Below are 23,134 nucleotides of genomic sequence, written 5' to 3' on the forward strand. Positions count from 1 at the left end.
AGCGAACACCATTCACTACCTCGCCAACGCAAGTGTCATATAGCGGACACTTAGCCGAAAGGAATCCATAGTGCTCATCGCACAGCGCCCTACGCTCACCGAAGAATCCATCTCGGAGTTCCGCAGCCGGTTCATCATCGAGCCGCTCGAGCCAGGCTTCGGGTACACCCTCGGGAACTCGCTCCGTCGCACCCTGCTGTCGTCCATCCCGGGTGCAGCCGTCACCAGCATCCGCATCGACGGCGTGCTGCACGAGTTCAGCACGATCCCCGGTGTCAAGGAAGACGTCACCGAGATCATCCTGAACATCAAGGGCCTCGTCGTCTCCAGCGAGCACGACGAGCCGATCACGGCGTACCTCCGCAAGACCGGCGCAGGCCAGGTCACCGCAGCCGACATCTCGGCTCCGGCCGGCGTCGAGGTCCACAACCCGGACCTCGTCATCGCGACCCTCAACGACAAGGCGAAGTTCGAGCTCGAGCTCACGATCGAGCGTGGCCGCGGCTACGTGTCGGCCACGCAGAACCGCAACGAGTTCAGCGAAGCCGGTCAGATCCCCGTCGACTCGATCTACTCGCCCGTCCTCAAGGTGACCTACCGCGTCGAGGCGACTCGTGCCGGTGAGCGCACCGACTTCGACCGCCTGGTCGTCGACGTCGAGTCGAAGCCGGCCATCACGCCGCGCGACGCCATCGCGTCGGCCGGTCGCACGCTGACCGAGCTGTTCGGCCTGGCTCGCGAGCTCAACACCGCCGCAGAGGGCATCGAGATCGGCCCCGCGCCGGTCGACGCCGTGCTGCCGGGCGAGCTCTCGATCCCGATCGAGGACCTCGACCTCTCCGTGCGCTCGTACAACTGCCTCAAGCGCGAGGGCATCAACAACGTCAGCGAGCTCGTCGCGCTGTCGGAGACGCAGCTCATGAACATCCGCAACTTCGGACAGAAGTCGGTGGATGAAGTTCGCGACAAGCTCACCGAAATGGGCCTCTCCTTGAAGGACTCGGTTCCCGGGTTCGACGGCGCCCACTTCTACAGCGGCTACGACGACGAGACCGTCTCCTAGCACGCGATCCACCTGACGACTTTCCAACCTGAAGAGAGACAAGAATGCCTACTCCCACCAAGGGACCCCGCCTCGGAGGCGGACCTGCCCACGAGCGTCTGCTGCTCGCCAACCTCGCTGCTGCGCTGTTCACCCACAAGCGCATCCAGACCACCGAGACCAAGGCGAAGCGCCTGCGTCCGCTCGCTGAGCGCCTGATCACCTTCGCGAAGCGCGGCGACCTGCACGCCCGCCGTCGGGTGCTCGCGACCATCACCGACAAGAGCGTCGTCCACGAGCTCTTCACGGAGATCGCGCCCCTCGTCGCCGACCGTCAGGGTGGCTACACGCGCATCATCAAGACCGGTTACCGCAAGGGCGACAACGCTCCGATGGCCGTGATCGAGCTCGTCCTCGAGCCCGTCACGCCGAAGGCGAAGCCGGCCAAGCAGTCCGCGAAGCACGCCGCAGCGCCGGTCGACGAGGCTCCGGCCGAGGAGCCCCCCGCCGAGACCTCGGCCGACGCCGAGGCGACGGAAGCCGTCGAGGCGACCGAGACCGACGGCGAGTCCATCGACGCCGGCGAGACCACCGACGAGGCACCCGCGAAGGACGCCAAGTAGGTTCAGCGACACACGAACGGAACCCCGCTCTCCACCTGGAGGGCGGGGTTCCGTCGTTCCTGGCGGCGCTGCGACGGTGTCCTAGGCTGGAGACATGAGTACCCCTCCCGCCGTTCCGGCCGGCCAGCCGGCCCTGCCACAGCACCCCGACGTCGACCAATGGCGTCCGGCGGTCCGCGCGGACATCGACGACATCGTGGCGCTGTGCCGCGCCATGGATCCGTTCGACAACCCCCACCGGGTGACGAGCCGCGACGAGATCGCGGACCAGTTCGACCACGCGTGGATCGACATGGCTGCGGACAGCCTGCTGGCGATCGCCGCCGACGGCACGCTGGTCGCTTACGCCATGGTGATCCTGTCGCCCTCACGAGACGTGTCCGTGTATTCGTACGTCTTCGGCGGCGTGCATCCCGCATGGCGTGAGCGGGGGATCGGCCGAGCGCTGCTCGCGTGGTCGCTGGAACGGTCCGAGCAGCAGCTGGCCTCCGTCGAGACTGGTGCTCCAGCTTCGTCCCGCGCCTACGTCGACGAACGGAACCCGGGGGCGGCGCGCCTGTTGGAGCGGTTCGGCTTCGCCGTGGCGCGGTACTTCACGATCATGGAACGCGATCTCTCCGCGCCCGTCGACGAGATCGACGTGCCCGACGGTGTCCGGCTCGAGGCGTACCACCCGGACGTGGCCGAACGCACGAGGGAGGCTCGGAACGACTCGTTCCGGGACCACTGGGGCAGCCTGGAGACGGTCCCGGCCATGTGGGAGCAGTTCGTCGGCGGGTCCCATTTCCGAGCCGACCTCTCGGTGGTCGCGATCGACGACGACGGACGGGTCGTCGGCTTCACGCTGGCCGAGGTGGACGAGGACAGCTGGTCCGCGCAGGGGTTCACCAGCGCGTACATCGCCCTCGTCGGGACCGTGCGCGACTGGCGTGGCCGACGACTCGCACCGGCTCTGCTGGCCACGGCGCTTCGTCGGATCCAGGCAGCCGGCCTCGAGCGGGCGACGCTGGAGGTCGACACGGCCAGCCCCACGGGTGCACTCGGGCTGTACGAACGACAGGGCTTCGTCGCGACGACGCGTGATCTGGCGTACGTCCGTGAGCGCTGAGCAGGTCGCGGCAGCGGACGTCCTCCCGACCCAGCGGTTCCGGCTCGCCATCGCGTACGACGGCACGGACTTCGCCGGATGGGCGAAGCAGCCGGGGCTCCGGACGGTCGAGGGGGTCCTGGAAGAGGCGCTGTATCGCGTGCTCGGCAAGACCGTCCCGCCGATGCCGCGGTTCGTGGTGGCCGGACGGACGGATGCCGGGGTGCACGCGGCCGGTCAGGTGGCGCACCTCGACCTCACCGAGCCGCAGCTCGCGAAGATCACGCGATTGCAGGGGCGCCACGCCGAGTTCCACGACGGTACGCCGCGGAACGAGACCGCGAGCTCCCTCCTCGTGCGTCGACTGAACGGCGTGCTCGGGATGGACCGCGACGTCGTGATCCACACGGCGGAACCGGCGTCGGAGGGTTTCGACGCGCGCTTCTCGGCGGTCTGGCGTCACTACCGCTACCGCCTCGCGGACGCCGACGTCCGCAAGGACCCGATCCTCCGGCGGACGACGAGCTGGACGACGGCGTCGCTCGACGTCGAGCTGGTCCACCGGGCGGCCACCTCGCTCGTCGGGCTCCACGACTTCCAGGCGTACTGCAAACCGAGACCGCGCGCGACGACCATCCGGACCCTGCAGTCCTTCAGCTGGGAGCGGGACGAGGCGGGAGTGCTCGTGGCGAGCCTCACCGCCGACGCGTTCTGCCACAGCATGGTGCGGGCGCTCGTCGGCGCCTGCGTCGCCGTGGGGGAGGGGCGCATGTCGCTCGACGAGGTCGTCCGGCTCCGCGACGGCGGGCGGCGGGAGATCGACTTCCGGGTGATGCCGGCGCGCGGGCTCACCCTCGTCGAGGTCGGTTACCCCGAGCCGGGGCTGCTGCACGCGCGGGCCGCCGAGACCCGTCAGCGGCGGAGCCACGAGCACGTGGAAGCGAGCGCCGAGTGAGGTTCCCGGTGGGAATTGACCGCCGGGACGTCGTCGCGTAGACTCTCCCGTTGGTGCCTGCGCCTTCTGCGGCGCGGTACCCGAAGTTGAGCCCTCCACCTCGGGCGTTCCGTTCGGAACACCCAACAGGAGCGGGATTCACGAACGACCAACTCCGACCAGAAAGCAGCACTATTGTGACGCGCACGTATTCCCCGAAGGCCAGTGAGATCACGCACGACTGGGTCGTCATCGACGCCACCGACGTGGTCCTCGGCCGCCTGGCCAGCCACGCTGCAGCGCTCCTGCGCGGCAAGCACAAGGCGACCTTCTCCCCCCACATGGACGGTGGCGACTTCGTCATCATCATCAACGCCGACAAGGTGGCCCTCACCGGCGCCAAGCTCCTGCAGAAGAAGGCCTACCGCCACTCCGGTTACCCGGGCGGGCTCTCGGCCGTCACCTACGCCGAGCTCCTCGAGAAGAACCCGATCCGCGCCGTCGAGAAGGCGATCCGCGGCATGCTGCCGAAGAACACGCTCGGCCGCGACCAGCTGAAGAAGCTCAAGGTCTACACGGGCAGCGAGCACCCGCACGCCGCTCAGCAGCCCAAGCCGTTCACGCTCGACCAGGTCGCCCAGTAAGCACCGGACAAGAAAAAAGGATTACACAGTGGCGAACATCGCAGATTCCATCGAAGAGACCCCGCAGAGCTACTCCACCGAGTCGGCTCCTGAAGCAGCAGTCACCGCACCTCGCGCCGTGCTGAGCGTCCCCGGCGCAGCCGTCGGCCGTCGCAAGCAGGCCATCGCCCGCGTGCGTCTCGTCCCCGGCAGCGGCACCATCACGGTCAACGGCCGCACGCTCGAGGACTACTTCCCGAACAAGCTGCACCAGCAGCTCATCAACGACCCGTTCACCGTCCTCGACCTGGCCGGCGGCTACGACGTCATCGCACGCATCTCCGGTGGTGGCCCCTCGGGCCAGGCCGGCGCGCTGCGCCTCGGCATCGCTCGCTCGCTGAACCAGATCGACGAGGAGAACAACCGCGCCACCCTGAAGAAGGCCGGCTTCCTCTCCCGCGACGCTCGCGTCAAGGAGCGCAAGAAGGCCGGACTCAAGAAGGCCCGTAAGGCTCCGCAGTTCTCGAAGCGCTAAGCGCTCTCAAGACAAGCGAAGCTCGATGCCTCAGCTGTTTGGTACCGACGGCGTACGCGGACTCGCGAACGCCGACCTGACGGCAGACCTCGCTCTCGGCCTTGCCCAAGCCACCGCAGTGGTGCTTGGGCAAGGCCGTAGTGCTGAGGCCCGCCGTGCCGCCGGGAAGCGCCCGGTCGCCGTGCTCGCACGCGACCCACGTATCTCCGGCGAGTTCCTGTCCGCCGCCGTTGCGGCGGGCCTGGCGTCCTCGGGCGTCGACGTGCTCGAGGCCGGCGTGCTGCCCACGCCCGCGACGGCGTTCCTCATCGCCGACATCGACGCCGACTTCGGCGTGATGATCTCCGCCTCGCACAACCCCGCGCCCGACAACGGCATCAAGATCTTCGCCCGCGGCGGCACGAAGCTGCCCGACGCCGTGGAACGCCGGATCGAGGAGTACCTCGACCGCCCCAAGCTCAGCCCGACCGGCGCAGACGTCGGCCGGATCATCCGCTTCGCCGACGCCGAGGACCGCTACGTCCTCCACCTGCTCGGCAGCCTCCCGAACCGCCTGGACGGCATCCACGTCGTCCTCGACTGCGCGCACGGCGCGGCCGCAGGAGTGTCGCCGGAGACCTTCCGCGACGCCGGAGCCAAGGTCACGATCATCGGCAACGACCCCGACGGCATGAACATCAACGACGGCGTCGGCTCCACGCACCTCGACCTCCTGTCCAAGGCAGTCCTCGAGCACGGCGCCGACCTCGGCATCGCACACGACGGCGACGCCGATCGCTGCCTCGCGGTCGACGCTGCGGGCAAGATCGTCGACGGCGACCAGATCATGGCCATCCTCGCGGTCTCGATGCAGGAGCGCGGCAAGCTCAAGGACGACACGCTCGTCGCCACGGTGATGAGCAACCTCGGCCTGCACGTCGCGATGCGCGAGCACGGCATCAACGTCGTCCAGACCGGGGTCGGCGACCGTTACGTCCTCGAGGCGATGAACGCGAACGCCTATTCGCTCGGCGGTGAGCAGTCGGGCCACGTGATCATGGCCGACTACGCCACCACCGGCGACGGCATCCTCACCGGCCTGCACATCGTGGCCGAGATGGCGCGCACCGGGAAGACGCTCGCGGAGCTCGCTGCGGTGATGCAGGTGTACCCGCAGATCCTCGTCAACGTCACGGGTGTCGACCGCACGCGCCTCGTCGGCGACGAGGTCGTCGACGCTGCCGTACAGGCTGCCGAAGTCGAGCTCGGAGACGACGGACGCGTGCTGTTGCGGCCGTCCGGCACCGAGCAGCTCGTCCGCGTCATGGTCGAGGCGGCCGACCAGCCGACCGCCGATCGTCTGGCGCACCGCCTCGCCGACGTCGTCCGCGAGCGACTCGCCATCTGAGTCGTCCGGCGGCGGGTCGGCACCTCAGCTGTGGAAGAGTGATCGCATGACTTCGACGACGACGGGCGGTGCCTCCGGGCAGCCGACGCCCTACGTGGAGATCGACCGTGCCGAATGGGCGCGACTCGCTCCGGAGACGGCCACACCGCTCAGCGAGACCGAGGTCGTGCAGATCCGTGGCCTCGGCGACCGTCTCGACATGCGTGAGGTCGAGGAGGTCTACGTGCCGCTCAGCCGGCTGTTGAGCCTCTACGCGAAGGGCACTCAGGACCTCGGGCGCGCGACGAGCCGGTTCCTCGGCGACCAGGCCCTCCGGACGCCGTTCGTGATCGGTGTGGCGGGTTCCGTGGCCGTCGGCAAGTCGACGATCGCGCGGCTCCTGCGCGAGCTGCTGTCGCGCTGGCCGGACACCCCGCACGTCGAACTCGTGACGACCGACGGCTTCCTCTATCCGAACGAGGAGCTCCAGCGGCGCGGCATCATGGATCGCAAGGGCTTCCCCGAGTCCTACGACCGGCGCGCGCTCCTGCGGTTCATCACCGCGGTGAAGAGCGGTGCCGCCGAGGTGCGGGCGCCGTTCTACTCGCACCTGCGCTACGACATCATCCCGACGGCGCAGGTCGTCGTCCGGCGCCCCGACGTCCTGATCGTCGAGGGCTTGAACGTGCTGCAGCCGGCTGCGACGGCGAGCGGACTCGCGATCAGCGACCTGTTCGACTTCAGCATCTACGTCGACGCACGGACGCGCGACATCGAGTCCTGGTACGTGGACCGCTTCATGGCGCTCAAGCGGGGCGCGTTCTCGAACCCGAACTCCTTCTTCAACGTGTTCGCCGAGCTCTCCGATGAGGAGGCGGCCGATCAGGCGCGTGGGTTCTGGCGCTCGATCAACGAACCGAACCTCATCGACAACATCCGCCCGACCCGCTCGCGCGCCAAGCTCGTGCTGCGGAAGGACTCCGATCACACGGTGTCCTCGGTGCTGCTCCGCAAGCTCTGACCCGCGGCAGAGGAAGGGCCCGGAAACCGGTGGATCTCGGCGAGACCGTCCTGCTCCGAGGCTGAGCGCCGGCGCCTCGAGGTTGGTGCAGGATCCTCGCAAAATCGCACGATTATGCTGCTCTACATGTGTGGAATCGTAGGGTACGTCGGGAACGACAAGACGGTGGACGTCCTCATGGGCGGACTCAAGCGGCTCGAGTACCGGGGGTACGACTCCGCCGGGATCGCCGTGCTCGACGCGACGGGTTCGCTGAACACCCGGAAGCGCGCCGGGAAGCTGGCCGTCCTCACCGAGGACCTCGCCGCGAACCCCATCGCGCCGGGCTCGACCGGTATCGGTCACACCCGTTGGGCGACCCACGGTGGACCGACGGACCGCAACGCGCACCCGCACCTCGGTGACGAAGGACGCCTCGCGCTCATCCACAACGGCATCATCGAGAACTTCGCCGAACTGCGCGCGGAGCTCCTCGCGGACGGCTTCACCTTCGAGAGCGACACCGACACCGAGATCGCCGCCGTGCTGATCGGCCGCGAGTACCGTTCCACCGGCGACCTCACCGAAGCCTTCCGTCGCGTCGTCGCTCGCCTGGACGGCGCCTTCACGCTGCTCGCCATGCACCAGGACCTGCCCGGCGTCGTCATCGGTGCGCGTCGGAACTCGCCGCTCGTCATCGGGCTCGGCGACGGCGAGAACTTCCTCGGGTCGGACGTCGCCGCGTTCGTGCAGTACACCCAGCGCGCGGTCGCGATCGGCCAGGACCAGATGGTCGTCATCACGCCCGACGACGTGACGGTCACCGACTTCTCCGGCAACCACGTCGTGACCGAGCCGTTCGAGATCCAGTGGGACGCTTCGGCGGCCGACAAGGGCGGCTGGTCGAGCTTCATGGCGAAGGAGATCAGCGAGGAGCCCGACGCGGTCGCGAACACGATCCGCGGGCGGGTCGAGGGCGGCCAGGTCGTCATCCCCGAACTCGCCGGTCTCGACGAGCTCTTCCTCGACATCAACCGCATCGTGATCATCGCGTGTGGCACCGCCGCCTACGCGGGCACGGTCGGCACCTACGCGATCGAGCGCTGGGCCGGGATCCCGGTCACCGTCGAGCTGAGCCACGAGTTCCGCTACCGTGACCCGGTCATCGACGCGCGCACGCTCGTCATCTCGGTGAGCCAGTCGGGCGAGACCATGGACACGCTCATGGCGGTGCGTTTCGCGAGCGAGTCCGGCGCGAAGACCCTGTCGATCTGCAACACCCAGGGCGCCACGATCGCGCGCGAGTCGGACGCCGTGGTGTACACCCACGCGGGGCCCGAGGTCGCGGTCGCGTCCACGAAGGCGTTCACCGCTCAGATCACGGCGCTGTACCTGTTCGGGCTGCACCTCGCGCGGGTCCGCGGCACGCAGACCCCGGCGTTCCTGGCGTCGCAGGTCGAGGAGCTGCAGGCCGTGCCCGACAAGATCGCCAGCATCCTCGGGGCCTCCGAGAAGATCGCGCAGCTCGCCCACTGGATGGCCGACTCCCGGGCCGTGCTCTTCCTCGGCCGCCACGTGGGGTACCCGATCGCGCTCGAGGGTGCGCTGAAGCTCAAGGAGCTCGCGTACATCCACGCTGAAGGCTTCGCCGGTGGCGAGCTCAAGCACGGCCCGATCGCCCTGATCGAGCCGGGCCAGCCCGTCTTCGTCGTCGTCCCGAGCCCGCGTGGCTCGGCAATCCTGCACCCGAAGGTCATCTCGACCATCGAGGAGATCCGCGCACGTGGTGCCCGGGTCATCGCGATCGCGGAGCAGGGCGACGCCGCCGTCCTGCCCTCGGCCGACGAGGTCATCCCGATCCCGCTCGCCGGTCCGCTGTTCGAGCCCCTGCTCGCCGTCATCCCGCTGCACATCTTCGCGATGGAGCTCGCGACGGCGAAGGGCCTCGACGTTGACCAGCCGCGCAACCTCGCGAAGTCCGTCACGGTCGAGTAGGGGCGGTCCGCGGGGTCCGAGGTGGCCCGTCGTGCGGGCCTCCGGGCCGCACACGACGGCCGTAGAGTAGAGGGATGATCATCGGCATCGGGGTGGACCTGGTCGACCTCGCACGGTTCGAACGGGCGATCACGCGCACCCCGAACCTGCTGGCCAGGCTCTTCGTCCCGTCGGAGCGCGACCTCCCGCTGCGGTCCCTCGCCGGGCGGTTCGCCGCCAAGGAGGCGCTCATCAAAGCACTGGGTTCCTCGGACGGCATCCGGTGGCAGGAGATGGCGATCGTGAACGGCCCCGAGGGGAAGCCTGACTTCGCCCTGTCCGGCGTCACGGCGGGTGTCGTGGCTGAACGGGGGATCACCAGCATGCACCTGACCATGACGCACGACGCCGGGGTCGCCGTCGCGTTCGTCGTCGCGGAGCGGGAGGGATGACGCCCGTGTCCGAGCACGATGAGCGACCGACCCGCGAGGCGATCATCGACCTCGACGCCCTGCGCCACAACGTCCGTCGTCTGCGCGAACTGACCGACGTCGGTGAACTCATCGTCGTCGTCAAGGCCGACGCCTACGGGCACGGTGCCGAGGCGATCGCCCGCGCGGCGGTCGAGGCCGGGGCCGATCGCCTGGGCGTCGCCGACATCACCGAGGGCGTCGCGCTGCGTGCCGCCGGGATCACGGCACCGATCCTCGCCTGGCTGCACGGCCCACAAGCGGGGTTCGGCGCCGCACTCGACGCCGGGCTCGACCTCGGTCTGTCGTCGGTGGCGCAGCTCGACCGCGTGATCGAGGCCGCTCGGGATCGGCCGTCCGTCGTGCCGGTCGTCCAGTTCAAACTCGAGACCGGGCTCAGCCGGAACGGCGCGGCCGAAGCCGACTGGCCGGCGCTCTTCGAGACCGCCGCAGCCGCCGAGGCCGCCGGGCTCGTCCGGGTCGACGGGCTGTTCTCGCACGTCTCCAACACCTCCACCGCCGACGACCGGGCCGCCGCCGTCCGCTTCGAACGCGGGGTCGCCCTCGCCAGGGAGGCCGGTCTCGCACCGCGGAGTCTGCACCTCGCCGCGTCGGCGGCAGCACTCGGCGAGCCGTCCCTCCGGTACGACGCCGTCCGCCTCGGACTCGCCGTGTACGGCCTGTCACCCTTCGAGCCCACCGAGGACGCCGACCGCTCGGCCGACGCCTTCGGCCTCCGGCCCGTCATGACCCTCCGGGCGACGGTCGCCGCCGTGCGTCGGGTCGAGCCGGGCGCCGGGGTGTCCTACGACTACAGCTACCGGACCAGCACGGCGACGACGCTCGCCCTCATCCCGCTCGGATACGCCGACGGTGTGCCGCGAAGCGCCTCCAACGCCGGTCCGGTCGTGATCAACGGACGCCGCTACCGGGTGTGCGGGCGGATCGCGATGGACCAGTTCGTCGTCGACGTCGGCGACGACGCGGTCGCGGTGGGTGACGACGCCGTGCTCTTCGGCGATCCGGCGTCCGGCGCGCCGCGTGTCGAGGAGTGGGCGGAGGCCGCCGGCACCATCAACTACGAACTCGTCACCCGCATCGGGCCGCGCGTGGTCCGGACGACCAGGGAGCGGTCATGACCGATCACGTCCTCACCCCGGGCACCGTCGAGGTGGCGACGCCCGAGGAGATGCACGCGTACGGCGTCCGACTCGGCACGGAACTGCGTGCAGGGCAGCTCCTGGTCCTGACCGGGCCGCTCGGAGCAGGCAAGACGACCCTCACGCGAGGGATCGGCGAGGGCCTCGGGGTCCGCGGCCCCGTCACCAGCCCCACCTTCGTGCTCGCCAGGACGCACCCGAGCCTCGTCGGCGGTCCGCCGCTCGTCCACGTGGACGCCTACCGGCTCGGCTCGGCGCTCGAACTCGACGACCTCGACATCGACTTCGCCCGGTCCGTCGTCGTCGTGGAGTGGGGAGCCGGATTGCTCGACGGCGTGGTCCCCACCTGGTTCGAGCTCGTCATCGAACGTCCGACCGGAGCCGGCGACGAGCCCGCCACGGACGACGCCGGCGAGGAGCCGATCGAGCGCCGGACCCTCACGCTCTCGCGGCACCCCGCCATCGACGCCGGGTAGGCTGGACGACGTGCTGTTGGCGATCGATACATCCGCGGGTTCGAGCGTCGCCGTCGTCACCCTGGGTGGCGAGGTGCTGGCCGAACGGTCCTCCGACGACCCGATGCGGCACGCCGAGGTCATCGGGACGCTCATCGCCGGATGCCTCGACGACGCCGGGATCGAGGTCGCCGCGCTCACCGGGCTGGTCGCGGGTATGGGACCAGGGCCGTTCACCGGACTCCGGATCGGGATCGCCGCGGCCCGCAGCTTCGGGATCGGTGCAGGCCTCCCGGTGCACCCCGTGGTGAGCCACGATGCGATCGCGCTCGACGCCTACCGTTCCGGTTCCGCCGCACCCGACGCCACACTGCTCGTGGTCACCGACGCCCGCCGTCGCGAACGCTACTGGACGAGCTACGCCGGACTCGACGCAGCCGGCCTCCCGGTCCGTGTGCAGGGGCCGGCCCTCGCGAAACCCGACGACCTCCCGACCTCCGAATCCGTGCGCCTCGACGCGCTGGTCGTCCCCGCCGGGGCACTGGGACAGGTCGCCGCCGCACTCCTCGCCACCGACGGCGCGTTCGCGGGGGAGGAGCCGTTGTACCTCCGCTCGCCCGACGTCACGATGTCCGCGGGCGCCAAGCGGGTGACGGCGTGACCTGGTCGCTGCGCCGCGCCGGCGTCGCCGACCTCGACGCCATCATGGAGCTCGAGCACACCGTCTTCGTGAACGACGCCTGGTCGGCGGACATGATGCGCGCCGAACTGTCGTCGCCGCACGGGTACTACCTCGTGGCGACGGAGGTCGACGCCGACGACGCGACACTCGCCGGCTACGGCGGTCTCTTCGCACCGTCCCGGTCCGATGACGCCGACATCCAGACCATCGCCGTCGCCGGGCACGCCAGAGGACGAGGGCTCGGACGACTCCTCATGCAGGCGCTCATCGAGCAGGCCCGGCAGCAGGACGTCACCCAGGTGTTCCTCGAGGTCAGGGCCGACAACCCCGTGGCGATCGCGCTGTACCGGAGTATCGGCTTCGAGGAACTCGGCGTCCGCCCCGGCTACTACCAGCCGGATGACGTCGACGCCATCGTCATGCGACTCACGGTCCAGCCGAGGCCGCCCATGCCCGCCCACGGCCAGTCCCCGCTCGACCAGACCGACCAGCACCCCGGGAGCATCGCGTGAACCGTGCAGAACCGCTCGTCCTCGGCATCGAGACGAGCTGCGACGAGACCGGGATCGGCATCGTCCGCGGACACCACCTGCTGGCGAACACCATCGCCTCGAGCATGGACGAGCACGCACGGTACGGCGGCGTCGTCCCGGAGGTCGCCGCTCGCGCCCACCTCGAGGCCCTCGAGCCGACGCTCACGGCGGCGCTCGCCGAGGCCGGCATCGCCCTGGCCGACCTCGACGCCGTCGCGGTGACCAGTGGCCCCGGCCTGTCCGGCGCACTCATGGTCGGCGTCGGTGCAGCGAAGGCGCTCGCCGTGTCCCTCGGCAAACCGCTGTACGCCGTGAACCACCTCGTCGGTCACGTCGGCGCGGACGTCCTCGACTCCGAGGACGGGACGATCGAGTACCCGACGATCGCCCTGCTCGTGTCCGGCGGGCACACCTCGCTGCTCCTCGTGCGGGACCTTGTGTCGGACGTCGAACTGCTCGGCGAGACCATCGACGACGCGGCGGGCGAGGCCTTCGACAAGGTCGCGCGCATCCTGGGTCTGCCGTACCCGGGCGGTCCGCAGATCGACCGGGCGGCCGTCGGCGGCGACCCGAAGGCGATCCGCTTCCCCCGCGGACTCAGCCTGCCGAAGGACATGGAGCGGCATCGCTACGACTTCTCCTTCTCCGGCCTGAAGACGGCCGTGGCACGCTGGGTCGAGGCGAAGCAGGACGCGGGGGAGCCGGTCCCCGTCGCGGACGTCGCCGCCAGCTTCCGCGAGGCCGTCGTCGACGTGCTCGTCTCGAAGGCGGTCAAGGCATGCACCGAGCTCGGCGTGCCCCGCCTGCTGCTGGGGGGCGGTGTCATCGCGAACGCGCGGCTCCGCGAGGTGGCAGCCGAACGCACCGCCTCGGCCGGGATCGAACTCCGCATCCCGCCGTTGCAGCTGTGCACGGACAACGGTGCGATGATCGCCGCGCTCGCCGCGCAGCTCATCTCCGCCGGACACGAGCCGTCGTCGCTCGACTTCGGCGCGGACTCGACCCTGCCGGTCACCGAGATCCAGGTGCTCTGACCGCTCGACGAGCCGTCTCGCGGCCGTCGACCGGGTGCGCAGACGTCGGCGCATAGGATGGGCCGGTACCCGGTCACGGATCGAAGGAGCGGCGATGGATCAGCACGAGCACCCCGACGGACGACCTCAGCACCAGGACGGTGCGGTGGACGGGCAGTCGCGCCCGCCGCAAGCCGAGCAGCCGAACGGGCAGCCGCAGCAGCCGTGGGGGCAGCAGCCCCAGCCCCAGGCCCAGCAGCCCTGGTCGCCGTACCAGCCGCCACAGCCCTCCCAGCAGGCCGGCGTCGCGCCGCAGGGCCAGCAGCAGCCGTACCAGCCTCAGCCCTACGGCCAGCAACAGCCGTACCAGCCTCAGGGTCAGGCCTCCCCGCCGCCCACGGATTGGCAGCGCGGCGCCGGCGCGCCCGTCACGCCGCCGACGCACCCTGCCCAGCAGGGGGCGTCCCCCTCGGCGCCTCCGGCGGGTTGGCAGGGCGATCACGCGACCTATCTCCAGACGGTGCCGACGGCGGTCTACCAGGCGCCGAGCCAGGGTGGCTACGCCGCGTACCAGCAGTCGCAGACGCAGACCCCTGCCGCGTCGACCGGGACCTCGCGGAGCACCTGGTCGCTCATCACCGGTGTCGTCGGGCTCGTCGTGTCGGTCTTCGTCGGTTGGGGCTTCCCCCTGTCGATCGCCGCGATCGTGCTCGGGTTCGGAGCCAGGCGTCGCGAGCCGCAGGGCCGAGGTCGCGCCCTCACCGGCCTCGTGACCGGGTTCGTCGGCCTCGCCTGCTCGGTCGGCTGGCTCGTCTACAGCGTCGTCGTGATCATCGGCTACGTCTCGACCTGATCCTCCACAGGCGCTGCGGCCCGGCGGACGCCGTCGGGTCAGGCGTCGGCGGCCGGCGTCACCCGTTCGACGAGCAGCGCACTGTGTTTGCCGGCGATCCTCGTGAGGATGATCGTGGCCGAGCCGTCACCCTTGAGCGCGAGGCGCTTCCGGAACGCCGCGGGGTCGACGTCGACGCCGCGTTTCTTGATCTCGAGGACGCCGATCCCGCGATCACGCATGGTGCGCTTGAGGACCTTCTCGTCCATTGGCAGCCGTTCGAGGACCCGGAAGGTCGTGGCGAACGGCGAGCTCGTCGCGGTGTCGGAGGTCAGGTAGGCGATGCCCTGGCCGAGCATGCCGGCCTCCAACCGGAGGGCGAGGTCGCCGATGAGTCGGGCCCGGATCACGGATCCGTCGGGTTCGTGCACGTAGTCGCCGAGCTCCCGCACTGGGGCGTCGTCGGCGTCAGCCTCGGCGTGCAACTCGTGGTGGACGCCGTCCGCGAGGAGGAGCGCGGACCGTCGGACATCCGGACGGGCCAGCGGGCCGAACCAGAGCGCCATCTCGACGAGCTGTCCGTCGACCGACACCCACTGCGCCTCGGCGTCGTCGGGGATGAGGGAGCGGTCGAATCCGGGCCCGAGCTTGACGCCTGTGGGGAGGCGGGTCGCCGCACCGAAGACCAGGTCGAGGGACGGGGTGTAGTCGGCGGCACTCGACAGCCGCGCGGTGTCGGCGTGTCCTGCGGTGCGCCGCGCGGGATCGAACCAGACCGCGTCGAAGTCGTCGAGGGAGACGTCCTCGGCGGCGGCGTTCCGCACGGTCGCCGTGGGGAACGGAGCGAGGTTGTAGCTGGCGATGGCCGCGGTGACCTCGTCGATGTCGACCGCCGTGACCTCCAGGTCGAGCGAGGCCATGGCCATCGAGTCGGCGCCGATGCCGCTGCCGAGGTCGGCGATCCGCGTGAGGCCGGCCCGGGCGAACCGCCCGGCGTGCAATGCGGCGACGGGAAGGCGCGTGGCCTGTTCGAGCCCGGCCTCGGTGAACAGCATGCGGCCGGCGAACGGTCCGAACTTCCCGACGGCCTTCTGCCTGAGCCGCGACTGCGTGAGGACCGCCGCGACCAGCTCGGGGGAGTGGCCCTCCTTGCGCAGGCGCCCGACCAGGCGGACGGCCTCGTCCTTCGTCGGGTAGGGAGGGAGGGCGTCGAGGAGCCTGAGGCCGTCGGCCGTGAGGAGTTCGACGAGTTCCGAACGGTCCATGGTCAGCGGGCCTCGGGCGGAGCTAAATGCATCCGGCAACGGTAGCAGTCGCTGATTGGCACTCGCATTGCATGAGTGCCAGAAGATGCCTACACTGGAATCAGCACTCTCGCAGTGTGAGTGCTAACCACGTCTTCGTTTCAAGAAAGAGGTCAACCGTGTCGGTCTCCATCAAGCCGCTCGAGGATCGCATCGTCATCAAGCAGGTCGAGGCAGAGCAGACCACCGCTTCCGGTCTGGTCATCCCCGACACCGCCAAGGAGAAGCCCCAGGAGGGCGAGGTCGTGGCGGTCGGACCCGGTCGCATCGACGACAACGGCAACCGCGTCCCGCTCGACGTCGCCGTCGGCGACAAGGTGATCTACTCCAAGTACGGTGGCACCGAGGTCAAGTACGCCGGTGAGGACTACCTCGTCCTGTCCGCGCGCGACGTCCTCGCAGTCGTCGTCCGCTAGTCACCAGCGCACGGATCCGGCGGCCCAGGCCGCTCAACAGCCCGAATGGCATTCGCCGTTCGGGCTGTGTCCGTTTCCGGAGGGTGTCGCGGGGAGTCGCGGGTCTAGCCTGGACCAGTGCAGAACCCCAGCGATCCAGCCGACGTCGACATCCACCCCGTCACCGTCGACGGGGGAGACGACCGACGTGCGAGTGTGGCCGTACCCCAGCAGGGGAGCCGGTCCGGACTGCTCTCGGCGGTCGCCGCCTCCTGCCTCTGGGGAGCGCTCCCGCTCTACTTCATCGCCCTCGCACCGGCCGGAGCCTTCGAGGTCGTGGCGTGGCGGATCCTCTTCTCCCTCGTCTTCTGCGCCGTCCTCATCCTGGCGACCCGTTCCTGGCGTCGACTGTTCGGCATCCTCCGCCAGCGCCGCATCGTCCTGACGATGGGTCTCGCCGGAGCGCTCATCTACGTCAACTGGCAGACCTACGTGTACGGTGCGCTCAACGGCCAAGTGGTCGAGGCGTCGCTCGGGTACTTCATCAACCCGATCGTGACCGTCTTCCTCGGCGTCTTCTTCCTCCGTGAGCGGCTGCGTCCGGCCCAGTGGGCCGCGGTGGTCGTGAGCGTGATCGCGGTCCTCGTCCTCGCGATCGGGCACGGCAGCGTCCCGTGGATCGCCCTCATCCTGGCCTTCTCGTTCGGCCTCTACGGCTACATCAAGAAACTCGTGGGCGGCTCGGTCGACGCCGTGTCCGGGTTGACGCTCGAGACCGTGTGGCTGATGCCGGTCGCGATCGCCCAGCTCATCGCGGTCGGCGTGACCGGTGGGCTGACCATCGGCACCGCGGGTGTCGGGCACGCCCTGCTGCTCGTCGGCGCCGGTGTCATCACCGCCGTCCCACTCCTGCTGTTCGCGGCGGCGGCCCGCCGCCTCCCGCTCACCTGGATGGGTTTCATCCAGTACTTCGCACCGATCATCCAGTTCGTCGTCGGTGTCGCCGTCCTGCACGAGGCGATGCCGCCGGAGCGCTGGTTGGGCTTCGGTCTCGTGTGGCTGGCGCTCGCGATCCTCACCGTCGACATGCTCGTCGCCTCAACGCGGGGTCGTCGGGCCGCCGGGGCCGAACGGCGCCGCTCCACGCGGGTCTGAACAGCGGATTCCAGCGCTGATCGCGCGACCACTGCAGGAAAAGCGCGAAACAGGCCCTCCTGAGGTAACGATTTGGTCGTGTTACACGCTTGTAACGTCAACGACATTGTCCAGCGCACGTGCAGCGGATAACTTGACTCAACGGCAGCCCCTGGAGCTGCCACTCTTCTGACAAGCAAGGAGTACCATGAGCGTCTTTTCGAAGGCCACGGCCGCTCGCTCCCGCCCACGTTCCATCGTTCTCGGTGGTATCGCACTGATCGGAGCCAGCGCGCTGGTCCTGAGCGGTTGCGCCTCAAGTGGTAGCGGCGACAGCGGCAGCAGCAGCAAGCCTGCTGGCGACCTGACCCTGAAGCTCGGCACGGCGTTGCCGCAGACCGGTAACCTCGCGTTCCTCGGCCCGCCCGAGGAGGCCGGTGTCGGTCTCGCGGTCAAGGAGGTCAACGACGCCGACCTCGGCATCAAGATCGACCTGACGCTCGGCGACTCGGGTGACTCCGACAACAAGGCGTACGCGACCGAGGTCCCCCGTCTGCTCTCCGAGGGCGTCACGGCCATCATCGGTGCAGCGTCCTCGGGTGTGTCGAAGCTCTTCATCGACGAAGTCACCGGCGCAGGCGTCATCCAGTTCTCCCCGGCGAACACCTCCGCGGACTTCACGACGTGGGACGACAACGGTCTCTACTGGCGGACGGCGCCGTCCGACGTGCTGCAGGGCGAGGTCCTCGGGAACCTGATCGCGGAGGACGGCAACGCCACCCTCGGCATCATCTACCTGAACGACTCGTACGGCACCGGCCTCGCGAAGTTCACCAAGGAGGCGTTCGAGAGTGCCGGCGGTGAAGTGGTCGCCGAGCAGTCGTACAACACCGGTGACACCTCGTTCGACGCGCAGATCAGCGCGGTCAAGGCGGAGAACCCCGACGCGATCGCGATCATCGCGTTCGAGGAGACCAAGACGATCGTCCCCGGTCTCGCCGGCTTCCCGTCGGACAAGCTCTACTTCGTCGACGGCAACCTCGCCGACTACAGCGCGGACTTCGCTCCGGGCACCCTGACGGGCGCCAAGGGCACGCTGCCCGGTCTCGACACCGCGAAGCTCGGTGACTTCACCGACCGCCTCCAGGCGTTCGTGAAGGACGAGGGTGGCGAGCCGCTGAAGGACTACAGCTACGCGGCTGAATCCTACGACGCCGTCATCCTGCTCGCCCTCGCGGCGCTGCAGGCCGGCTCGACCGAGGGCGCCGACATGGCGGCCCAGCTCCAGTCCGTGTCCGGTGGCAAGGACAAGGGCGAGAAGGTGACCACCTTCGAAGAGGGTGCGAAGGCCATCGCCGACGGCAAGAAGATCGACTACGACGGCAACTCCGGTCCGATCACGTTCGACGAGAACGGTGACCCGACCGAGGCGACCATCGGTATCTACCAGTACGGTGACGACAACAAGTACACCCGCACCAACTAGTCGCCTACGCGACTGACGAGGCCCCGGAGCGATCCGGGGCCTTCGTCGTGCCCGGCCGTATCTCTGACCGCTGCCCTGAGTGTTGCGCCGTGTGTGGCGGCGCCAGCGCGGTGCGCTGACGCGAGCGCGGGTCCAGCGCGTGGGCGCGGGTCTCTGGAGACCCGCGCCCACGCGCCTAGGTCGCGCTCACGCCGATTCCGCGCCCAGGCGGCACAACGGGTCGCGCTCACGCCGACGCACCGCGCTGGCGACGGGGCGCCTGCCAGCGCACCGCGCTGACGGAGGGTGCGGTGCGGTCACGTCGGCGCACCGCGCTGACAGCGACCAGTTGGGCGCCCGAGTCAACGGAACGCGCGTTGCAGTCCCGCGCGCTCGAGCTTCGCGGCGAGCCGGCTCGAATGGACGAGGTCCTCCCAGGTGGCGCGGACGACCGTGTAGCCGAGCGCGCGCAGCCGATCCTCCCGATGCTTCTCCGCCAGGACGATGTCGGCCACATCCCGTCCTTGCGTGAACTCCTCCCGTACATACTTCTGGCGGCCGTCGAGTTCGAGGATGATGCGTTCGTCCGGCCAGACCGCATCGACCACACCGACCGGTCCGTCCGCGTCGGAGAAGGCCTGCTGCAGCACCGGCAGGGCGAAACCGAGCTGCGCGATCACGACCCGCATCTTCGATTCACCACCGTTCGCGGCGAGGGGGTCCGCGAACTCGATCGCAAAACGCACCTGGCGCCCTCCCCGACGGCCCGGCAGGTCTCGTGCGAGCGAGCGGAGCGCCGTCTCGTCGGTGAGCTTGAGCCGGAGGGCAGCGTCGGCGACGGCGACGGCGTCCTCGAGGCGGGCGATCCGAGCGAGATCGACAACGGTCCGTGCCGGGTCCGTGACCGCGAGCCCGTGCCGCATCCGTCGCGTGACGGAGCCCTGCGTCGTGTGACGGATGATGCCGGGTGCCGAACGCCCTCCGCGATCACCGCTCGTCAGCGTGTGCACCTCGGGAGGCCACGGACCCACGATCGGGAGTCCCCACAACCGCGCCGCCGAGTAGTGGCTGAACAGTGCGTCCTTCCGGAGCGCGACGGCCGCCGCATCGATCCGGACCCGGTAGCGGTCATCGGGGGACAGGGAACTCCATATCGGTTCAGGGACGTAGATGCCCTTCCGCAGTCGCACCAGGTCGCCGTCGCGGTGGGCGGCGCTCACCAGACGCTCGGCACCGACCCGACGTGCGTCGCGGACGAGCAGGAGTCCGTTCGGGCGGAGGAGCAGGTTGAGATCGAAGGATTCCATCGCCTCACCGTGCCCGTTCGCCTCCGCCGTCACCTCGTGTCGTGGAAGCGATGTGGAGAACTACTCCCATCCGGCCTCCGGTGGAGCGAGGGTGGAGCGGCGCCCAGCGCGGTGCGCTGACGCCAGCGCGGGTCGTCGGCCTCAGCGCGGGTCGCTGTGCCGTGGGGGCGGGGATTCGGCGTGAGCGCGGGTCCAGCGCGTGAGCGCGCGCCTCCGGAGACCCGCGCTCACGCGCCAGGACCGCGCTCGCGTCAGCGCACCGCGCTGGCGAAAGGAGGAGGAGGGAGAATGCACAACTCCTCCGTCCCCGTCTCAGGAGGCCGTCTTGGTACGACGGTGCCCCTCGGGGGAGGGAGGAGTTGTGGTTCGTTCACCGGTCGGGATCCGGTGGCTTCTGGCCCGTCGCTCGGCACGCGGCCGGGACGAGCATGTTCGAGGGTACCGAAGTACCCGCCGACCCGCGAGTGGGGATCGCCCTGATCAGTCCTCGTCCTGGCCGAGCGTGCCCAGGTAGAGGCCGATCACCTTGTCATCCGAGAGGAGCTCGCGGCCCGTCCCGGTGTAGGCGTCACGACCCTGGTCGAGCACGTACCCGCGGTCGCAGATCTGCAGACAGCGACGTGCGTTCTGCTCCACCATGATCGTGGTGACGCCGGCCTTGTTGATGTCCGAGACCCGGATGAACGCGTCGTCCTGGCGCACCGGCGACAATCCCGCGGACGGCTCGTCGAGGAGCAGCACATGCGGATCCATCATGAGGGCCCGCGACATCGCGACCATCTGGCGCTCACCACCCGACAGCGAACCAGCGCGCTGCTTGAGCCGCTTGCCGAGTTCGCTGAAGATCCCGGTGACGAACTCGAGGCGTTCGTTGTACTGCTTCGGCTTCTGGAACAGCCCCATCTTGAGGTTGTCCTCGATGGTGAGGCTCGGGAACACGTTGTTCGTCTGCGGGACGAACCCGACGCCGCGGGCCACGAGCTTGTTCGCCCGGAGCCCCGTGATGTCCTCGCCGTTCAGCAGCACCTGTCCGCTGCGCACCTTGACCTGTCCGAAGATCGCCTTCAACAGCGTCGACTTGCCCGCACCGTTCGGTCCGATGATGCCGATGAGCTCGCCCTTCCGGGCGGTCAGGTTGGCACTGTTCAGGATGTTCACGCCGGGGAGGTACCCGGCGGTCAGATCGGTGACCTCCACGACCATCTCGGCGGTCTTGACCGCAGTGCCGCCGACCGGCGCACCCTTCACGTCGCTCATTTCCGTTCCTCCTCGGGCTCGGCACCAGCCGCGAGCCGTTCGTCCTCGATCTCGGCGAGCAGCTCCTCGGCCGCAGCGCTGTCCTCTCCGGCGATCCTGCCGGTCACGACCCCGAGGTCGACGTCCTGGTGGCTCCCGAGGTAGGCGTCGATGACGGCCGGATCCTCCATGACGGTGTCGGGCGGGCCCTCGGCGACGACGCGACCCTCGGCCATGACGACCACCCAGTCGGCGATGTGCCGGACCATCTGCATGTCGTGCTCGACGAACAGCACGGTCATGCCCTCGTCCTTCAACGCCAGGATGTGGTCGAGCAGGGACTGCGTGAGCGCCGGGTTGACGCCGGCCATCGGCTCGTCGAGCATGACGAGCTTCGGGTCGCTCATGAGCGCCCGCGCCATCTCGAGGAGCTTCCGCTGCCCACCGGAGAGGCTGGCGGCGTAGTCGTCACGCTTGGTGTCGAGCTTGAAGCGACGCAGGAGGTCCATCGCCTTGACCTCGAGGTCCTCCTCCTGCTTCCGCCAGAGCGGCTTCACCAGGCTGGAGAAGATGCCCTCGCCGGTCTGGCCGGTCGCGCCGAGCTTCATGTTCTCGAGCACCGTGAGCAGGCCGAGCGCCTTCGTCAGCTGGAAGGTCCGGACCTGACCCATGCGGGCGACCTTGAACGCCGGGACGCCCCCGAGGCTCTTGCCGTCGAAGTTCCACGTCCCGGTGTTCGGCTTGTCGAAGCCGGTCAGCAGGTTGAACAGCGTGGTCTTACCGGCACCGTTCGGGCCGATGAGGGCGGTGATCGCGTTGCGGGGCACCTCGAGGTGCTCGACGTTCACCGCCTGCAGGCCGCCGAAGGTCCGGGTGACCTGGTCCGCGATGAGGATCGGGTCGACCTTCTTGACGCCCGGGACGATCTCGCCGACGTGGAGGCCGGTGGTCTTGACCGGTCGCGAGGTGGGTGAGCTGTTACTTGACAAAGGTCAGCTCCTTCTTGTTTCCGAGGATGCCTTGCGGCCTGAAGATGACGATCAGCATGAGCGCGACACCGACCAGCACGTAGCGGAGCGTCGACGCCTGCGTCGAGCTCATGAACGGCAGGACGTCCGCCTTCACGAGCGCCGGGAGGACGTTCGAGAGGAACGCCATGATCACCCAGAAGATCACCGAGCCGAGCAGCGGCCCGAAGACCGTCGCGGCTCCACCGAGGAGGAGGATCGTCCAGATGAAGAAGGTGAGACTCGTGACGTACACGCTCGGCACGACCGCGGAGGGGAGTGCCAGCACCACCCCGCCGAGTGCGCCGAAGACACCACCGACGACGAGCGCCTGCATCTTGTAGGCGAACACGTTCTTGCCGAGGGCGCGCACGGCGTCCTCATCCTCGCGGATGCCCTTCAGCACACGGCCCCACGGGCTGCGCATGAGGAGGAACACGAGGAGGGCGGCGACGGCGAGCAGCAGGATGCCGAAGATGCGGACCCACCACTGGTTCGCGTTGAGCTCCCACGGGCCGAAGCCGTAGATGCCCTCCGGGATCGGGTTCGCGGCCCGGAACCCTGCGTGGTAGTTACCGAGTCCGTCGGCCGAGTTCGTGAACTCGTCGAAGACCTGCGTGGTGAAGAGGAGTCGGACGATCTCCGCCGCCGCGATGGTGACGATGGCCAGATAGTCCGCCCGCAGTCGCAGGGTCGGGATGCCGAGGATGAAGGCGAAGACCACCGAGGCCAGACAGCCGACGATGATGCCCGCCCACCACGGGAGGTTGAAGCTCAGGATCGAGATGGCGTAGCCGTAGGCGCCGAGCGCCATGAACCCCGCCATACCGAAGTTCAACAGACCGCCGTAGCCGAAGTGCACGGCCAAGCCGAGTGCTGCGAGCGCGTACGCGATCGTCTCCGGGCTGATGACCCAAGCGAGCGTGTTCGAGAGAATGCTTCCCCAGTCCATGCGCG

General features: G+C 69.2%; 24 protein-coding genes. 19 read left to right on the top strand and 5 right to left on the bottom strand.

The window, feature by feature from the left end; all coding sequences use genetic code 11:
• Nucleotides 1–70: 70 nt before the first annotated feature.
• The 16 genes from EAO79_RS09435 to EAO79_RS09510 all read left to right on the top strand — a co-directional run bounded on the left by EAO79_RS09435 (nt 71) and on the right by EAO79_RS09510 (nt 14,350).
• On the top strand, nt 71–1,063 hold the full coding sequence (locus tag EAO79_RS09435; RefSeq protein ID WP_056008091.1) for a DNA-directed RNA polymerase subunit alpha: 993 nt from the start codon (nt 71–73) through the stop codon (nt 1,061–1,063).
• Nucleotides 1,064–1,107: 44 nt separating this feature from the next.
• Entirely contained in the window at nt 1,108–1,665 is a 558-nt protein-coding gene (gene rplQ, locus EAO79_RS09440; RefSeq protein ID WP_124768822.1) for a 50S ribosomal protein L17, read from the top strand.
• 94 nt (nt 1,666–1,759) lie between these two features.
• On the top strand, nt 1,760–2,773 hold the full coding sequence (locus EAO79_RS09445) for a GNAT family N-acetyltransferase (protein ID WP_124768823.1): 1,014 nt from the start codon (nt 1,760–1,762) through the stop codon (nt 2,771–2,773).
• Nucleotides 2,763–3,707 (top strand): tRNA pseudouridine(38-40) synthase TruA, encoded by a 945-nt coding sequence (gene truA / locus EAO79_RS09450; RefSeq protein WP_124768824.1) that lies wholly within the window; start codon nt 2,763–2,765, stop codon nt 3,705–3,707. Before EAO79_RS09445 ends, truA begins: the two co-directional genes overlap by 11 nt.
• A 176-nt stretch (nt 3,708–3,883) precedes the next feature.
• Nucleotides 3,884–4,330, top strand: a complete 447-nt coding sequence (gene rplM / locus EAO79_RS09455) for a 50S ribosomal protein L13 (RefSeq protein WP_071259493.1) — start codon at nt 3,884–3,886, stop codon at nt 4,328–4,330.
• A 28-nt stretch (nt 4,331–4,358) separates the two neighbouring features.
• The gene (rpsI, locus tag EAO79_RS09460) at nt 4,359–4,844 is read left to right on the top strand and encodes a 30S ribosomal protein S9 (RefSeq protein WP_064296683.1); all 486 of its coding nucleotides are present in this window, start codon (nt 4,359–4,361) and stop codon (nt 4,842–4,844) included.
• A gap of 25 nt (nt 4,845–4,869) precedes the next feature.
• The gene (glmM, locus tag EAO79_RS09465) at nt 4,870–6,231 is read left to right on the top strand and encodes a phosphoglucosamine mutase (protein WP_124768825.1); all 1,362 of its coding nucleotides are present in this window, start codon (nt 4,870–4,872) and stop codon (nt 6,229–6,231) included.
• Nucleotides 6,232–6,277: 46 nt separating this feature from the next.
• Entirely contained in the window at nt 6,278–7,231 is a 954-nt protein-coding gene (gene coaA, locus EAO79_RS09470; protein ID WP_064296681.1) for a type I pantothenate kinase, read from the top strand.
• Between the two features lie 126 nt (nt 7,232–7,357).
• On the top strand, nt 7,358–9,205 hold the full coding sequence (glmS, locus tag EAO79_RS09475) for a glutamine--fructose-6-phosphate transaminase (isomerizing) (RefSeq protein WP_124768826.1): 1,848 nt from the start codon (nt 7,358–7,360) through the stop codon (nt 9,203–9,205).
• Nucleotides 9,206–9,279: 74 nt separating this feature from the next.
• Entirely contained in the window at nt 9,280–9,636 is a 357-nt protein-coding gene (locus EAO79_RS09480) for a holo-ACP synthase (RefSeq protein ID WP_064296680.1), read from the top strand.
• Nucleotides 9,633–10,793, top strand: a complete 1,161-nt coding sequence (gene alr / locus EAO79_RS09485; RefSeq protein ID WP_124768827.1) for an alanine racemase — start codon at nt 9,633–9,635, stop codon at nt 10,791–10,793. The genes EAO79_RS09480 and alr overlap by 4 nt, the downstream gene beginning before the upstream one ends.
• Complete coding sequence (gene tsaE / locus EAO79_RS09490; protein ID WP_124768828.1) at nt 10,790–11,290, top strand: tRNA (adenosine(37)-N6)-threonylcarbamoyltransferase complex ATPase subunit type 1 TsaE; 501 nt, start codon at nt 10,790–10,792, stop codon at nt 11,288–11,290. The genes alr and tsaE overlap by 4 nt, the downstream gene beginning before the upstream one ends.
• A gap of 10 nt (nt 11,291–11,300) precedes the next feature.
• The gene (gene tsaB / locus EAO79_RS09495; protein ID WP_086474456.1) at nt 11,301–11,930 is read left to right on the top strand and encodes a tRNA (adenosine(37)-N6)-threonylcarbamoyltransferase complex dimerization subunit type 1 TsaB; all 630 of its coding nucleotides are present in this window, start codon (nt 11,301–11,303) and stop codon (nt 11,928–11,930) included.
• On the top strand, nt 11,927–12,463 hold the full coding sequence (rimI, locus tag EAO79_RS09500) for a ribosomal protein S18-alanine N-acetyltransferase (RefSeq protein ID WP_241161032.1): 537 nt from the start codon (nt 11,927–11,929) through the stop codon (nt 12,461–12,463). Before tsaB ends, rimI begins: the two co-directional genes overlap by 4 nt.
• A complete protein-coding gene (tsaD, locus tag EAO79_RS09505) occupies nt 12,460–13,518 on the top strand; it encodes a tRNA (adenosine(37)-N6)-threonylcarbamoyltransferase complex transferase subunit TsaD (protein WP_124768829.1) in 1,059 nt (352 codons plus the stop codon). Before rimI ends, tsaD begins: the two co-directional genes overlap by 4 nt.
• 94 nt (nt 13,519–13,612) lie before the next feature.
• Nucleotides 13,613–14,350, top strand: a complete 738-nt coding sequence (locus EAO79_RS09510; protein ID WP_124768830.1) for a DUF4190 domain-containing protein — start codon at nt 13,613–13,615, stop codon at nt 14,348–14,350.
• A 38-nt stretch (nt 14,351–14,388) separates the two neighbouring features.
• Here EAO79_RS09510 and EAO79_RS09515 read toward each other — a convergent pair whose 3' ends face one another.
• Nucleotides 14,389–15,594 (bottom strand): class I SAM-dependent methyltransferase, encoded by a 1,206-nt coding sequence (locus EAO79_RS09515; RefSeq protein ID WP_124768831.1) that lies wholly within the window; start codon nt 15,592–15,594, stop codon nt 14,389–14,391.
• A gap of 158 nt (nt 15,595–15,752) precedes the next feature.
• Here EAO79_RS09515 and groES point away from each other — a divergent pair, with 158 nt between their 5' ends.
• The 3 genes from groES (at nt 15,753) to EAO79_RS09530 (ending at nt 18,648) form a co-directional block, all read left to right on the top strand.
• Nucleotides 15,753–16,049, top strand: a complete 297-nt coding sequence (gene groES / locus EAO79_RS09520; protein ID WP_056008047.1) for a co-chaperone GroES — start codon at nt 15,753–15,755, stop codon at nt 16,047–16,049.
• A gap of 195 nt (nt 16,050–16,244) precedes the next feature.
• Entirely contained in the window at nt 16,245–17,183 is a 939-nt protein-coding gene (gene rarD / locus EAO79_RS09525) for an EamA family transporter RarD (protein ID WP_124770133.1), read from the top strand.
• 187 nt (nt 17,184–17,370) lie between these two features.
• Nucleotides 17,371–18,648, top strand: coding sequence for an ABC transporter substrate-binding protein (locus EAO79_RS09530; protein ID WP_079705276.1), 1,278 nt, complete (start codon nt 17,371–17,373; stop codon nt 18,646–18,648).
• A 341-nt stretch (nt 18,649–18,989) separates the two neighbouring features.
• Here the strand turns inward: EAO79_RS09530 and EAO79_RS09535 are convergent, their stop codons facing one another.
• The 4 genes from EAO79_RS09535 to EAO79_RS09550 form a co-directional block, all read right to left on the bottom strand.
• Entirely contained in the window at nt 18,990–19,934 is a 945-nt protein-coding gene (locus EAO79_RS09535; protein ID WP_124768832.1) for a hypothetical protein, read from the bottom strand.
• 480 nt (nt 19,935–20,414) lie between these two features.
• Nucleotides 20,415–21,191, bottom strand: a complete 777-nt coding sequence (locus tag EAO79_RS09540; protein ID WP_064296669.1) for an ABC transporter ATP-binding protein — start codon at nt 21,189–21,191, stop codon at nt 20,415–20,417.
• Entirely contained in the window at nt 21,188–22,159 is a 972-nt protein-coding gene (locus EAO79_RS09545) for an ABC transporter ATP-binding protein (RefSeq protein ID WP_064296668.1), read from the bottom strand. The genes EAO79_RS09540 and EAO79_RS09545 overlap by 4 nt, the downstream gene beginning before the upstream one ends.
• Nucleotides 22,149–23,129 (bottom strand): branched-chain amino acid ABC transporter permease, encoded by a 981-nt coding sequence (locus tag EAO79_RS09550; RefSeq protein WP_124768833.1) that lies wholly within the window; start codon nt 23,127–23,129, stop codon nt 22,149–22,151. The genes EAO79_RS09545 and EAO79_RS09550 overlap by 11 nt, the downstream gene beginning before the upstream one ends.
• Nucleotides 23,130–23,134 lie beyond the last annotated feature (5 nt).

The organism is Plantibacter sp. PA-3-X8 (genome assembly GCF_003856975.1).
Lineage (GTDB): Bacteria > Actinomycetota > Actinomycetes > Actinomycetales > Microbacteriaceae > Plantibacter > Plantibacter auratus.

Coding starts and splice junctions, on each gene's coding strand:
- rplQ (WP_124768822.1), top strand. CDS start 1,108: ATGCCTACTCCCACCAAGGGACCCCGCCTCGGAGGCGGACCTGCCCAC.
- EAO79_RS09445 (WP_124768823.1), top strand. CDS start 1,760: ATGAGTACCCCTCCCGCCGTTCCGGCCGGCCAGCCGGCCCTGCCACAG.
- glmM (WP_124768825.1), top strand. CDS start 4,870: ATGCCTCAGCTGTTTGGTACCGACGGCGTACGCGGACTCGCGAACGCC.
- coaA (WP_064296681.1), top strand. CDS start 6,278: ATGACTTCGACGACGACGGGCGGTGCCTCCGGGCAGCCGACGCCCTAC.
- glmS (WP_124768826.1), top strand. CDS start 7,358: ATGTGTGGAATCGTAGGGTACGTCGGGAACGACAAGACGGTGGACGTC.
- EAO79_RS09480 (WP_064296680.1), top strand. CDS start 9,280: ATGATCATCGGCATCGGGGTGGACCTGGTCGACCTCGCACGGTTCGAA.
- alr (WP_124768827.1), top strand. CDS start 9,633: ATGACGCCCGTGTCCGAGCACGATGAGCGACCGACCCGCGAGGCGATC.
- tsaE (WP_124768828.1), top strand. CDS start 10,790: ATGACCGATCACGTCCTCACCCCGGGCACCGTCGAGGTGGCGACGCCC.
- EAO79_RS09510 (WP_124768830.1), top strand. CDS start 13,613: ATGGATCAGCACGAGCACCCCGACGGACGACCTCAGCACCAGGACGGT.
- EAO79_RS09515 (WP_124768831.1), bottom strand. CDS start 15,594: ATGGACCGTTCGGAACTCGTCGAACTCCTCACGGCCGACGGCCTCAGG.
- EAO79_RS09530 (WP_079705276.1), top strand. CDS start 17,371: ATGAGCGTCTTTTCGAAGGCCACGGCCGCTCGCTCCCGCCCACGTTCC.
- EAO79_RS09535 (WP_124768832.1), bottom strand. CDS start 19,934: ATGGAATCCTTCGATCTCAACCTGCTCCTCCGCCCGAACGGACTCCTG.
- EAO79_RS09540 (WP_064296669.1), bottom strand. CDS start 21,191: ATGAGCGACGTGAAGGGTGCGCCGGTCGGCGGCACTGCGGTCAAGACC.
- EAO79_RS09550 (WP_124768833.1), bottom strand. CDS start 23,129: ATGGACTGGGGAAGCATTCTCTCGAACACGCTCGCTTGGGTCATCAGC.